The sequence below is a fragment of the Enterovibrio baiacu genome (assembly GCF_004120195.1).
Lineage (GTDB): Bacteria > Pseudomonadota > Gammaproteobacteria > Enterobacterales > Vibrionaceae > Enterovibrio > Enterovibrio baiacui.
In genome coordinates, this window is sequence record NZ_SCHN01000013.1 from 22,138 (window position 1) to 35,241 (window position 13,104).

Annotated in this window: 12 protein-coding genes and 3 tRNA genes; 3 read left to right on the forward strand and 12 right to left on the reverse strand. The window is 48.5% G+C overall.

The annotated features are described in order from the left end of the window. Nucleotides 1-34: 34 nt before the first annotated feature. Nucleotides 35-110 (forward strand) — tRNA-Asn (locus EQP46_RS14755). A 118-nt stretch (nucleotides 111-228) separates the two neighbouring features. Here EQP46_RS14755 and EQP46_RS14760 read toward each other — a convergent pair. From EQP46_RS14760 to EQP46_RS14815, 12 genes are all read right to left on the reverse strand, one after another. Beyond that, nucleotides 229-1,920 (reverse strand): ATP-binding SpoIIE family protein phosphatase, encoded by a 1,692-nt coding sequence (locus EQP46_RS14760; protein WP_129494386.1) that lies wholly within the window; start codon nucleotides 1,918-1,920, stop codon nucleotides 229-231. A gap of 144 nt (nucleotides 1,921-2,064) precedes the next feature. Beyond that, nucleotides 2,065-2,364, reverse strand: coding sequence for an STAS domain-containing protein (locus tag EQP46_RS14765; RefSeq protein ID WP_129494387.1), 300 nt, complete (start codon nucleotides 2,362-2,364; stop codon nucleotides 2,065-2,067). Between the two features lie 8 nt (nucleotides 2,365-2,372). Next, nucleotides 2,373-3,542 (reverse strand): methyl-accepting chemotaxis protein, encoded by a 1,170-nt coding sequence (locus tag EQP46_RS14770; protein WP_129494388.1) that lies wholly within the window; start codon nucleotides 3,540-3,542, stop codon nucleotides 2,373-2,375. Then, nucleotides 3,535-4,578 carry a protein-glutamate methylesterase/protein-glutamine glutaminase gene (locus EQP46_RS14775; RefSeq protein WP_129494389.1) on the reverse strand — a complete coding sequence of 348 codons (1,044 nt, stop codon included), beginning with the start codon at nucleotides 4,576-4,578 and terminating at the stop codon, nucleotides 3,535-3,537. The genes EQP46_RS14770 and EQP46_RS14775 overlap by 8 nt, the downstream gene beginning before the upstream one ends. Next, entirely contained in the window at nucleotides 4,578-5,219 is a 642-nt protein-coding gene (locus EQP46_RS14780; RefSeq protein ID WP_129494390.1) for a chemotaxis protein CheD, read from the reverse strand. The genes EQP46_RS14775 and EQP46_RS14780 overlap by 1 nt, the downstream gene beginning before the upstream one ends. Before the next feature lie 35 nt (nucleotides 5,220-5,254). After that, entirely contained in the window at nucleotides 5,255-6,106 is an 852-nt protein-coding gene (locus tag EQP46_RS14785; RefSeq protein WP_129494391.1) for a CheR family methyltransferase, read from the reverse strand. 2 nt (nucleotides 6,107-6,108) lie between these two features. Continuing rightward, on the reverse strand, nucleotides 6,109-8,499 hold the full coding sequence (gene aer2 / locus EQP46_RS14790; protein ID WP_129494392.1) for an aerotaxis transducer Aer2: 2,391 nt from the start codon (nucleotides 8,497-8,499) through the stop codon (nucleotides 6,109-6,111). Between the two features lie 5 nt (nucleotides 8,500-8,504). Then, entirely contained in the window at nucleotides 8,505-8,978 is a 474-nt protein-coding gene (locus EQP46_RS14795) for a chemotaxis protein CheW (protein ID WP_129494393.1), read from the reverse strand. Between the two features lie 8 nt (nucleotides 8,979-8,986). Beyond that, the gene (locus EQP46_RS14800; protein ID WP_129494394.1) at nucleotides 8,987-9,481 is read right to left on the reverse strand and encodes a chemotaxis protein CheW; all 495 of its coding nucleotides are present in this window, start codon (nucleotides 9,479-9,481) and stop codon (nucleotides 8,987-8,989) included. 9 nt (nucleotides 9,482-9,490) lie between these two features. Then, nucleotides 9,491-11,575, reverse strand: coding sequence for a chemotaxis protein CheA (locus EQP46_RS14805; RefSeq protein WP_129494395.1), 2,085 nt, complete (start codon nucleotides 11,573-11,575; stop codon nucleotides 9,491-9,493). Nucleotides 11,576-11,599: 24 nt separating this feature from the next. Further along, on the reverse strand, nucleotides 11,600-11,959 hold the full coding sequence (locus tag EQP46_RS14810; RefSeq protein ID WP_017010799.1) for a response regulator: 360 nt from the start codon (nucleotides 11,957-11,959) through the stop codon (nucleotides 11,600-11,602). Nucleotides 11,960-11,989: 30 nt separating this feature from the next. After that, on the reverse strand, nucleotides 11,990-12,268 hold the full coding sequence (locus tag EQP46_RS14815) for an STAS domain-containing protein (protein WP_129494396.1): 279 nt from the start codon (nucleotides 12,266-12,268) through the stop codon (nucleotides 11,990-11,992). Between the two features lie 385 nt (nucleotides 12,269-12,653). Here EQP46_RS14815 and EQP46_RS14820 point away from each other — a divergent pair. Further along, a tRNA-Phe gene (locus EQP46_RS14820) sits at nucleotides 12,654-12,729 on the forward strand. Between the two features lie 73 nt (nucleotides 12,730-12,802). Continuing rightward, nucleotides 12,803-12,878: transfer RNA gene (locus EQP46_RS14825), tRNA-Thr, on the forward strand. Nucleotides 12,879-13,104: the final 226 nt, after the last annotated feature.

The following is a 13,104-nucleotide window of genomic DNA, read 5'->3' on the forward strand; positions in this document are numbered from 1 at the left end:
TCATTTAGCTTCGGCTAAGTAAGTTTCCAGCAATTCCCCCTTAGTTCAGTCGGTAGAACGGCGGACTGTTAATCCGTATGTCGCAAGTTCAAGTCTTGCAGGGGGAGCCACTTTAAGAAAACCAGTCTTCGGACTGGTTTTTTTTCGTCTTTAAAAAGCCCAATCATTTGATTGGGCTTTTTGCGTTATCGTGTGGGCTTGATGAATGCCAAAGTGATGTATTCACCGTCACCAGTCATTCGGTAACCCTGCTGCGAGCAAGTAAACGCCTTTGGCGGTGCAACCACCATCGATGTAATCGAACGTATCGCAAAGTTCTGAGACCAATGCGATGCCGCGTCCGCACATAGCGCCACTTTCATCTAGCCGGCTCCCTACCCCTTCCGATTCGAACCCTTCCCCATTATGGGTGACATAGAAAGACAAGGTGCGTTTGGATGGATTAAAAGAAATGCCTATTTCCATGTAAGCATGACCACCGAGATCTTCAAGACGGCGCTGACGCTCAAGGTAATAATCAAGAAAGCCTTCGTCATCCGTTTTCACGTCAGATTCTAGACCTAACAAACCATGCTCAAGTGCATTGTTCGACAGCTCAGACAAAATGGTACACATCAAATCCAGATCGATGTTGCTGCCCAGCGTGCCTTTCAGCATTCTGCGCACTTCCCCAACCAAATTTACTTTCTGTAATTCACTGGACCCAAAATACACGGTCAACTGCGCGGGGGAACGACGGTGATAATACTCTGGGTCTCCGGGTTGGACTTCAATGCGGCTTTTAATCGGCGCGGTCAATTCAAGCATCGACATATCATCGCCCACGCCCCCACCGCTGGTAAATTCTGACACACGCTGCTGCGTAGTATCGATGATGCTCGCGTGTGGCTCAGTGAATATGGCTTCTAAGCCTTCTTCACCCAACTCCTGCCCATACGTATTTCTCGCTTCTGTCACACCATCCGTGAAGAAAAACAGCTTATCGCCATGCTCCAGTTTCAACGCAACAAGATTGGCTTCAAACTCCTCTGAATCCATCGCGCCCAGCGCCATGTGGGACGATGGGAGCCGTTGCTTCACTTCACCATTTCTGTCAATGAGGTACCCGTCTGGCATCCCGCCTCCCCACCAGTTTACATCTACGCCATTGGGCATCACTTCCAATAAATTGGCAGCCACCAACATGCCGGGAGGGAGAAACTTTTTCAGCGTCGCATTCATTTCTTTCACGATATCACCCAGCGCCAGGCCGTTATGCGTCATGGCAAAGAATGCTTTTGTGGCTGGAATAGAAGAAATAGCGGCGGGAAGCCCATGCCCCGTCGCGTCGGCAAGCAAGGCATACACACCACCTTGGGGGCGTGGCGTCACAAGTACGACGTCACCATTGAAGTTAGTGTAAGAACTGGTATAGAAATTCACGCCTTCGGCTTCCTGATAACACCCTTGCATCAGGTTACTGAAGATGGTTTCCGCCATGGTGTGTTCGTATATCGTGTGCGCTTGAAAATGCTTGAGTTTATCGCGCTGAACAGCGACTTCTTTATACAGCCGAATGTTGCGGCAATGCGCCCGTATCTTCGCAACAATGGTGGTTCGGCTAATGGGTTTGGTGAGAAAGTCATCCCCAAGTGTCATGCATCGATTGAACGCATCATTATCAGAAATGCCCGTCAAAAAAAGCACCGGCATGTAGGTATCTTTATAGCGCTTTCTTATCTCGGTGGCGGCGTCAAAACCATTCATCACAGGCATCATGACATCCATGATGACCAGTGCGGGCAGCTCGTTCATGCCTTCCAACATGTCCAGTGCCATCTGACCATGATCAGCAATGAGCAGTTCTTCAAATTCATCCTTGAGTACATGCTCAAGAAAACACTGTATCGAGACCTCGTCTTCAACAATCAACGCTTTCACTCAGCTTCTCCCATGCTAAACAACCGCTTTGATATTCTTTAGAGCAACCCGGTCATGCATGGCATTACTCATTTAATGGCACGCCCAAGACGGCTCACCATCTCTGTAAATGCGTTTTAAAAGGGCGTTTTCTTTTGGTTCGCCTTATTCGATTTTGAATTTTTTCTCGAAGCGAGCAATCACGAGCACACGCTTGATTTGAGGCATTGTGTTGATAAGACGGATATCTCCGTCTTTTTGCTCGAGAAACGTCTGCATGTTTAGCAACATGCCTAACCCCGCACTGTCGATGTATTCCGTGCCACGGAAATCAACAACAATGTCTTTACCCTGACAATCCTGATACGCCGCGCGAAATTCTTGCACCACGCTAAAATCGAATTGCCCATTCACATGGATAACAACACTGTTCCCTTCTTTTCTTTCTTCGCAACTGATGGCCATACCATCTCCTAAAACAGTTCGATGTCGCCTTCGTCAGCAGACATTTGTTTAGCCGGTGCTCGCTCTGACGAGCCAGCCGCATTTTCAATCGCATCGATGGCTTGATGTAACGCCGCCCAATCCACACTTCCCTCATCCAACTTCTCGAGAATAAGTGCATTCAAGCCCTCTAGAATATGGAGGTTATTGATAACGTGCTGGCCCTGCTGAGAAACGATGTCAGCAAACTGCAGCCCTTGAATACTTTTGGACACTTCGCCACGCACAGATTCACCGAGTTCAGTCACCTTCCCAATTTCCATGGTGACTTGCTGGTTAACCCGCTGAACACCTTTCAAAAGATCTTCAATGTGTGTTTTCGATTCAATGGCCGCCGTCATGTCCAAGGTGGCAATCTCGCCCACAATCGAATTCGTTTGTTTCACTGTGTCTTGCGCCAAGTTGATATCACGGTGAATTTGACTGTTCAGCTCTGTTGCACGATTCGCTAAATCTCGCACTTCAGCGGCAACAACGCCAAAGCCTCGCCCGAGATCGCCCGCCCTTGCAGCTTCAATCGCAGCATTCAACGCAAGTAAGTTTGTTTGGTCAGACATTGCCTGCACTTGGTCGAGGAGGTTAAACACCGCATCGAGCTTCTCTGACATGTCATGAATACGGTGAATGGCCGTAATACTCTTCTCTGATACCTGAACCAGAATGTCGATATAGGTATCAATGGCATGTTCCGTCTCGGGCAGCACTTTTGTCAGGCTATATTCACTTTCATCATTGTTCAGCAAGTCCGTGACCATATGCTGCGACAGGGTTGCTTGAGCGCTGACGGCTTTCTCCATACCAAAGAAACTGGAGTTTAGGTTGTGCACCGAGTCATTAATGACTTCTTGCTGGCGATCAAGCTGCTCCCGAATGGGCACCAATTCAATCGTCAAAATGTTATGGATTTTCTTAAGTATCTGCGTGGACTCGTAAGACACATCGGTATGATTAAACCCGACGTCTCCTGCGTCTGTATCTGTCTTAGATGCCGTTGATGATAGCCACAGCAACGACGCCACCCCCAACAGAACGACCGACGATGATGCAATGTTTATCACGCTTAGCGAAGTCCACAGCGGTGCGCATGCAGCGGCAATGGCTAAGAGTGCTATAACGGTTCTTAGGCTTTTGTTATCCATAAACTTTACCTACCAAGTACGTTGCGATTTTGTCCAAAGGTAGAACATGCTGGGCAGCTTCCAGCTCAACCGCTGCTCTTGGCATTCCCCATACAACTGAACTGTGTTCATCTTGTGCGACGGTGATGGCGCCTTGCTGACGCATCTCAAGCATGCCTTGTGCGCCATCTCGCCCCATTCCTGTGAGCAAGACCGACATGGCACGTTTCCCCGCCGTTTGGGCGATGGACGAGAACATCACGTCCACCGAAGGTTTATGGCGCTGCACAGGTTCACTGTCGCAGCGTGTGCAATAGTATCGTCCCGCCTTTTTGATGATCTTCAGATGCACATCGCCAGGTGCGACATACACTCGCCCGTTAATGAGCGGAGCTGTGTCTGTCGCCAGCTCTTCGACGGTGAGTTTTGAAATACGATTCAGGCGTTCAGAAAACGATTTACTGAACACGGCTTTGATGTGCTGAGTGATGACAATAGGCGGCATCAGTTCGGGCAACGCTTCCAACACGTTCCGAATTGCTTCGGTTCCCCCCGTTGAGGCGCCAATGGCAATAACATCGATGTCATTACTGAGCTGTCGGCCAGACACACTGATCTCACTCGATGGCTTATGCACCGCGCCTGAGATGTTGGCTGTGGCCGCCATTTTGACCTTTTCGACCACCAGCTGACGGTAAGTATTCAGTTCTGCAGCCACGTTATCTGTCGGCTTGGGGAAATAATCCACCGCGCCTATTTCCAGCGCCGCTAAGGTCGCTTCTGCGCCATGTTGTGTCAGCGTGGAGATCATCACGACGGGCATGGGATGTAGGCGCATTAAATTACGGAGAAACTGGACACCATCCATTTTGGGCATCTCGATGTCCAAGGTGATGACATCGGGTTTCAGCTTCTTTATTTTTTCTCTCGCTTCGTACGGGTCTACCGCCAAGCCCACGACTTCTAACTGTGGATCTGCATCTATGATTTCACTAAGCAATGCTCTAAAAACCGCAGAGTCATCAACAATAAGAACTTTGTGTGCTCGCTTTTTCATTAGAATAGTTCCGCGTTGTCTTCATCATCTCGTTTTGCTTCATTGACCAGACGACGGTTGTAATTGTTCTCTTCCGCTTCCATTTCGGCACGATAACCACGCAGTTTCTTCACCCACGCTTTTCCTGTTATCGGATCAAATACCACCTTGCGCGGATACTCACTCCCTAAATCTTCGCCAACTAACGTTAGCCCTTCGCTTTCAACATAATTGCGGACAAAGGCGATATTCTTTTCGCCGATGTTGGCTTGTGTACCCATTACCAATCCGCCACCAAACAACTTCACACGCAGTCGGCTTTTAATCGCCCCCTGCTGAATTAAGGTGTTAATCAACAACTCCATGGCGTAGTTGCCATAACGTGCAGCATTCGATCGCCACTGTGTCGGATCCCAATCCTCCACCTCATCAGCATCCCCAAAAGGCAGCATAAAGTGGTTCATTCCGCCAAGCGCAATAAACGGATCCCAGACGCAGGCGGAGATACACGATCCAAGCCCTGTCGAGATCAGTTCCCGCTCAGAAGTGACGTACACTTCTCCGGGCTGAATTTTCACCATCATCATTTGCTTACCGGGGTGGTAGAAGCGCTTTACTCCTGCGCCTATCGGGCACCCAGTAAGCTCCAACACTTTATGCATATAGCGAACACTGTCCTTAAACGAGGTTTCTCGCCCTAAGGCTTGCGAAACATGGTTTGACCGAGATTATCGAACCGGCTCCCCATTTCGCCGATGCTTTCCGAGTGACCAATAAACAGAACGCCGCCACTGTCGAGTTTTTCCCAAAATCGATAGATAAGCTCTTGCTGCACCTCTTTTTCAAAATAAATCATGACATTGCGACAAAAGATCGCATCGAGCGGACCTTTGTGAGGCCACGTCGCCATCAAATTTAACTGTTTGAATACAATGTGTTTTTGTAACAAGGGCTTCGCTTTTAACAGCTCTTGTTTCGCACCTTTTCCTCGAATAAAACCGTGTTTAAGCTCTTTGTCTGGAATAACACTGCTCGCTTCGATGCCATAGGTGCCATTTCGCCCTACATCCAAAACCTGAGTGTCCAGATCAGTGGCGAGAATGCGGCAGTCGTACGGCCCAGTGAGTAAGCCATTCGCAGCCAAAGACGACGCTATCGTGTATGGTTCTTCACCAGTAGAACAACCAGCGGACCAAATTCGGATTCGATGTTTATTTTTTTTCTGCCACTCTGGCACCAGTACATTGGACAGAAAATCAAAGTGATGCTTCTCCCTGAAAAACTGTGTTTTGTTCGTTGTGAGTGCGTTGATAAACGCTACTCTCTCGTCCAAATCACGGCTTACCAAGTCAAAATATTCACAAAATTTCTCTATACCCGTTCGGCGAAGCCGACGAGCAAGGCGTCCATAAACCATCGACGTTTTTCGCTCAGAGAGAGAGATTCCCGTCTCTCTGAGCATGAATTCCTGAATGTGGGTAAAGTCCTCTTCGGTGAACTCAAACTCGCGCTGCTCTTCTATTTGGCTAAGCGCTTGAATGGCATCCACCGTCAGAACTCCTCCCAATCATCTTCAGATGCCACACTCGGAGGTGCCGATGCGGAAGGGGCATTGGCCACCTTCTTCACCGCCGGTAATGTTACCTTCGGGTGTGTGGTGCTCGGTTGGCGAAAACTCTTGATGGGTTCGGCCGACACGGCATTTAATCCCGTGCGCGCGCTGTCCACTTGGAAGAATCCAATCAGATTCATCAGCTCACTACCTTCATCACGAAGGGACTGACTTGCTGCAGAAGCCTCTTCCACCAAGGCGGCGTTTTGCTGTGTCATTTCGTCCATCTTCACAACGGCTTTTGAAATCTCATCAATGCCTGTAGCTTGCTCTTGGCTCGCTGAATTAATTTTACTGATGAGCTGACTCACCTCGCCAACCGCATCCACGATCTCGTTAAGCACATCGCCAGATTCATCCACCAAACGCGACCCCTCAGAGACTTTTTCCACACTGTCTTTGATGAGCTCTTTAATTTCTTTTGCAGCACCTGCACTGCGCTGCGCAAGGTTTCTGACTTCACCCGCAACCACGGCAAAACCCCGCCCTTGCTCACCGGCGCGAGCAGCTTCAACCGCCGCATTCAGTGCCAGCAGGTTTGTTTGGAAAGCAATCTCGTCAATCACACTGATGATGTCCGCAATCCGTTTACTCGCTTTGTTAATTTCTCCCATGGCAGAGACAGCTTGTTTCACCACGCCCCCACCTTTTTGCGCTTTGCTGCTCGCATCTTGAGAAAGGCGATTTGCAGAGTTCGCACTCTCGGCGTTCTGTTTCACCGTCGACGTCATTTCTTCCATGCTGGCGGCGGTTTGCTCTAGGCTGGCGGCTTGCTCTTCCGTACGCTCGCTAAGATCGCTGTTCCCATCCGCTATTTCTCCGGATGCCGTCGCCACACGCGCAGAAGATGCCGTGATTTTTTCCACCATGTCGCGAAGGTTGATGATGGATGTATTAACTGCAGCACTAAGTTCCGCAAACTCGCCTTTGTAATCCTCTGGCATGCTCACTTTGAGGTTGCCATTCGACACTTCTGTCATGACTTCTCGGCAGTTATTTAATGGCCCAACCATGCTGTTGAGTAAACCATTAATGCTGTCACTGAGGTTTGCCATAAACCCAGAATACTTCGCGGTATCCATTCGGGAATCGAGCAAGCCTAGAGAAGCATCATTGATGAGCCCTTGAACTTCACGTTGCCCCATCATTTGCTCGGTAATATCTTCCCATTGCAGTGCAGGGCCAATGTAACCACCAGCATCATCAAACATGGCAATACATGTCAGTTCGAACTCCAGCTCTCCCACTTTGATTTGGGTGGTGTATGGCAAGCAATCAGGGTTGCTAATAATGGAGCGCTGATGTGAGGGGTTTTTATGAAAAACATCAAAGTTTCTCCCCACCAGCCCTTCAACAGAAAAACCGGGGAAGTGATTTCGTAGCTCATTCTCGCGGTTTAAGAGAAGACGTTTTAGTGCAGGGTTTAAATAAGAAATGTTGCCATCCTTGTCCGCCATCATGATGTTCGTTGTCATCCCTTCAACGGCAGACACAAGGCGGCCTACTTTCAGCTCATTTTGACGGATTTCAGTGACATCTCTCCATTCAAGGCTGTTACCAATGTAGTTGCCTTTGGCATCGGTAATCGCTGCAACATTGAGTTCAATGGTGAGTTCACTGACACTGATGTCCGTTTTGTAAGGTAAGTTGGCAGGATTTGCCAGTAGCTGTCGTTGGTGCGCAGGGTTTTTATGGAATTCATCGATGCATCGCCCTATCAACCATTCTCTTGTCGCTGTAAAGCCCGTCCATACCTCTCTAAAGGAAGATTGGTGCTTATCAAATAGCGCCAATGTTTGCTCGTTGACGTAAGTAATGCTGAAGTCTCGGTCAATCAATACGATCGCTGTTAATGACTGTTCAATGGCGGCTTGAAGGCGAGAACGTTCATTGTCTTTTTTGATATCTTCGGTGATGTCGTCCCATTCTAAGGTATTGCCTACATACTCCCCATCAGCGTCGATGACAGCACCAACAACAAGACGTAATGTGACATCCTCGATTTCTATCTTCGCTTCGTGAGGAAGATTTTTGGGATTAGATAACATTTTCCGCTGATGCTCAGGATCCTTATGGAAGAGGTCGATACACGTGCCTTCAATCCATTCTTTCTCCGCACGGAAACTGGGCCACTGTTTGCGAAAGAGAACCTCATGCTGTTTTAACAGCTCAACAGATTTTTTGTTGACGTAAAAGACCTTGAAATCTCGGTCAACCATCATGAGGGCGGTCTGAGCCGTATCCAATGCAGATACAATATGCGCTTTCAACGCACGCTCTTCTTGACGCTGTTGTTTCTCAAGTGCCTTTTCTTTATTCCACCAAGACATAATCGTTAACCCTCGCTAACCAGCTCCGGCTGCGCTACTTCGTGCAACTCATCAAAATCAAAAAGTGTGTCTAATTGAATCAAGACCACATGCTTACCATTGACCGAGGCGATGCCTTCGATAAACCTTTCATCAATTTTCACGTAACCCGGTGCGGCTTTAATTTGTCCAGCAGACAGTTGATACACTTCTGCCACCGCATCCACAATGATCCCTAAAGATTGCCCTTCTTCATTCCGAACAATCACAACCACAGTGGTGCTGCCCAACGTGGCGGGTTCCATATTGAATCGCTGTCTTAAATCAACAATAGGAATGTATTCACCCCGAAGCTCAAGCACACCCAGCAGGTAGCTTTCACTGTTAGGTAATTTCCTGACATCTGACCACCCTCGCACCTCTTTCACGTCGAGAATGTTCACGCCATATTCTTCGTCATCAATGAGAAAACTCAGGAATTCTTTTACTTCTTCAGTCATCGCCCCTCCTAATGCACCAACCCCTCGATATCGAGCAATGCATCGACATCAAGTAAGCTCATGACTTGGGCATCCACATTTAGCAAGCCGCTCACAAAAGGCATCACCTGCGAGTCTCCAATCGGCGGGATCAAGCTGTTATCGCCCATGTCGATAACATCTGACACGGCATCCACAACGATCCCCATCATCCGGTTTCCCGCCGCTTCTCCGGCTCTAAGAATCAGCACCACGGTTGTCGGCAAATACTCAACGACGCCGATGTTAAACCTCACCCTTAAATCCATAATGGGCACGATCATTCCTCGCAGGTTGATGACCCCAAGAATGAATGTTGGTGCGCGCGGTATCGTGGTAGGGGATTCCCATACTCGGATTTCCTCAACAGCTTTGATATCCACGCCATAGAGTTCATGGGCGAGATCAAAGCTCAAGAAATCCGAGCCTTTTAATCTGTCTTTGCTTTCTGCTGTTTCTTGAGGTGCTGCTATCTGTTCAGTCATTGTCATCACCTATGCCGCTGCAATGTGGCTTTTGCTGTCGCCCACACGGCTCAAGAAGCCTGACATCAAGCCCTGCACATCCAAAATAAGGGAGACAGAACCATCGCCGAGGATGGTGGCACCAGAGATGCCATTGACGCGGGTATAGTTAGATTCAAGGCTTTTGATCACCACTTGCTGCTGCCCCAGCATTTCATCAAGCAGCAACCCGACACGATTTCCTCCCGCCTCAACAAGACAGAGAAGTTGCTTATCAAGCGCGCCTGTCTCGCCCAGTTCGAACTCTTCTTTCAGGCGAAGAATGGGGATGTTTTCATCACGCAGACGATAGAGCTCAACGCCCCCCGTTGCGACTTTCACGCGCTCGGATTCAATTTGGATGGACTCGATGATTGAGATCAGCGGAACCACGAAAACCTGATCCGCGAGTTTGACGAGCTGACCGTCCAAAATAGCCAGCGTCAGTGGCAGACTGATGCGGAAGATACTGCCCACATTGGGTTCAGAATCGACTTCAATGTGCCCGCCGAGATCTTCGATGTTTCGTTTCACGACATCCATGCCCACGCCACGGCCTGATACGTCAGAGACTTGCTCTGCGGTCGAAAAGCCTGGCGCGAAGATCAAGTTATAGACTTGGTGATCGGACAGATCATCCAAGGCCATATCATGATGCAGTAGGCCTTTTTCAATGGCTTTCTTCCACACGCGTTCTTTATTTAGGCCAGCACCGTCATCACGTACCTCGATCACTATCGAGCCGCCTTGATGGTAGGCATTGAGGGACACGCGGCCCATTTCAGATTTGCCCTTGCTCAACCTTTCTTCAGGCCCTTCTAGGCCATGGTCAACAGCGTTTCTAACAAGGTGAACCAGCGGATCGGTAATACGTTCGAGTACCGTTTTATCAAGTTCGGTTTGCTCCCCTTCAATCACTAACTCCACCGTTTTACCCAACTGTGATGACAGGTCGCGAATCAGGCGAGGGAAACGGTTGAAGGCAAAACTGATAGGCAGCATGCGAATATTCAACACACTTTCTTGCAGCTCTTTGGTGTTTTGAAGCAATTGATCGAGACCCGCTTGCAGACGTTCAAGCTTACTTTCGGAGAAGTTTTGTCCCAATTCAGTGAGCATGGATTGGGTGATCACAAGCTCCCCTACTAAGTTGATCAGGTTGTCGACTTTGTCGATTTCAACGCGAATCGAAGAGACTGCATCATTTTTTGCAGCGGCAGGCTTGGTAGGCGTTTTAGGTTTTGGTGGCACCGGCGCAGTGGCAGTGTCAGCCACAGACTTTGAATCAGCTTGGACGGCGTCATTCCCATTTGCATCACTGCTTTCAGGTTCACCCGTCCCAGAAGGCGCAGCGTCTGGTTTTGAAATCTCTAATGAACACTCGTCTTCCACCCATTCGAAGATCTCTTCAATCAGGTGCTTTTCAAGTTCCCCATCCACCACAATGTGCCATTTGAGGTAACACATCTCGGGCTCAAGCTCGCTAAAGGGCGGGAGTGCCTCTGACAAGCATTCGATCGAACAATGCACACCAAGATCAAAGAGCTCTCTTAGGATCCGAACCGGGTCGTTTCCTGAAAAGAACATGTCTTTGTTTGGGACGAAGCTAACAACCCAATCACCATCCCCTTCCATTGGCGCCGCTTCGTCGCTCGTGGCACTGGGTTGCGCTTCATCTGGGCTATCGCCATCAAGCAGCTGGTTGAGTTGTTTCGTGAGATCATCACGCAGTTCATGGTCGAAATCAGAATCCGTTTCATACGCGACCAGCATACTGTGAATGCAGTCGCCGCCTTTGAGGAGTAAATCAATGGTATCGGCATCAAGTCGACGTCTCCCTTCTCGCGCTTCGTCGAGCAGGGTTTCCATCACATGGGTAAACTGGCTGATTTCATTGAGATTGAACGTCGCACCACCGCCCTTTATGGAGTGTGCAGCACGAAAAATAGTGTTGATGATATCAAGATCAACCTCACCATCAGGGTCGAGTGCTAACAGTTCACGCTCAAGGACTTCGAGGTTTTCACGACATTCCTCGTAGAAAATCCGGCGCAGTTGGTCCATGTCCAAAGCCATAGCTATCTCCTAGGTGGAACACTTTTAGATAACGCGTTGCAGCGTCTTCAAAAGCGTATCTGGATTAAACGGCTTAACGATCCAACCAGTTGCCCCAGCAGATTTACCCATGCTTTTTTTCTCCGCGGAGGTCTCCGTGGTGAGCATGAGAATAGGCGTGAATTTATATTGAGGAACGGCGCGGACTTGGCGAACAAACTCCAATCCGTCCATGTTTGGCATGTTGACGTCAGAAATGATCACGTCGTAATCGCCCGATTTCGCTTTTGACAATGCTTCAGCACCATCGTTTGCGGTCTCAACTTGATAGCCCGCTTCTTTCAGTGTGTGGCTTACCATTTGACGAATTGAAACTGAATCGTCTGCAGCTAGTATTTTTCGCATGCTGTCACCCTAATTAACTTACGTGAAAAGCTATAAAGCAAAACCGTTTAAGCCCAATGGCTCAACTAAACCCAACGTTTTTGCAGCACCCACTAATTCGCTCGAAGCGCCCTCCCACTGCCAATTGATGTTTTTTTCTTGGCAAAGATGTCGTGCGGTAAGTAAAAGTTGTAGTCCTGAAGCATCAACACGAGAAACTGCACTGCCATCAATAAGCAAACTGTCTGACTGCTCCAACTCGGCTTGCAGGCGTTCTTTAATGTCCATGACCTGCGTGATATCTAATTGCTCCCCTAATGCGAATCCCATGTCAGCATTCCTTCCGGTGCTTTTTTGGCTCTCGCCATTTAGATTTATGTACCTGTAAGTGTAGCAATAGTGGGAAAATTGATAGATTTTTAGTCAACTGTTTTTATATCAAGACGAAAAATATGGGTATTGCCTAAAGATTTGGTCGGAAAAACCTGTAGGCAAAGGAGAATCAGGAGCGTAAAGCGGGATTGATGACGCGAGTAAGTGTCGTTTTAACGTCAGATTTAATAATGTGCCCCGTTTCACAGATCCAAAATACTGGTCAACAGAACACCGTTCTGACTGAGATACGCCCAAACAAGCTAAAAAAGCAGCAAACGAACCATTTTGGTAATAATTTATTTTGACAAGATCACGCGAGTCCTATTTAATAGCGCTCGTTGCCTCGATAGCTCAGTCGGTAGAGCAGGGGATTGAAAATCCCCGTGTCGGTGGTTCGATTCCGCCTCGAGGCACCATTTTACAAGTAATCGCTTTTAGCGGTTACAAGGAAATGGGGCTCAGTAGAAGCAACATTTTCAAAGTTTGTGTGCCGGCTTAGCTCAGTTGGTAGAGCAACTGACTTGTAATCAGTAGGTCACCAGTTCGACTCCGGTAGCCGGCACCATCTTTACGAAAGCCTCATCCAAGGATGAGGCTTTTTCGTATCTGGCGTTTGGGAAATGAGATTGCGAGATTGCGAGATTGCGAGATTGCGAGATTGCGAGATTGCGAGATTGCGAGATTGCGAGATTGCGAGATTGCGAATCAGTGTGAGTTCGGCTTTGGCGGAACATCAAGAATGAATCCGTATTCTTTTCGCTTTTCCCTTCTGCTCTCGCTCTTATCTCTTA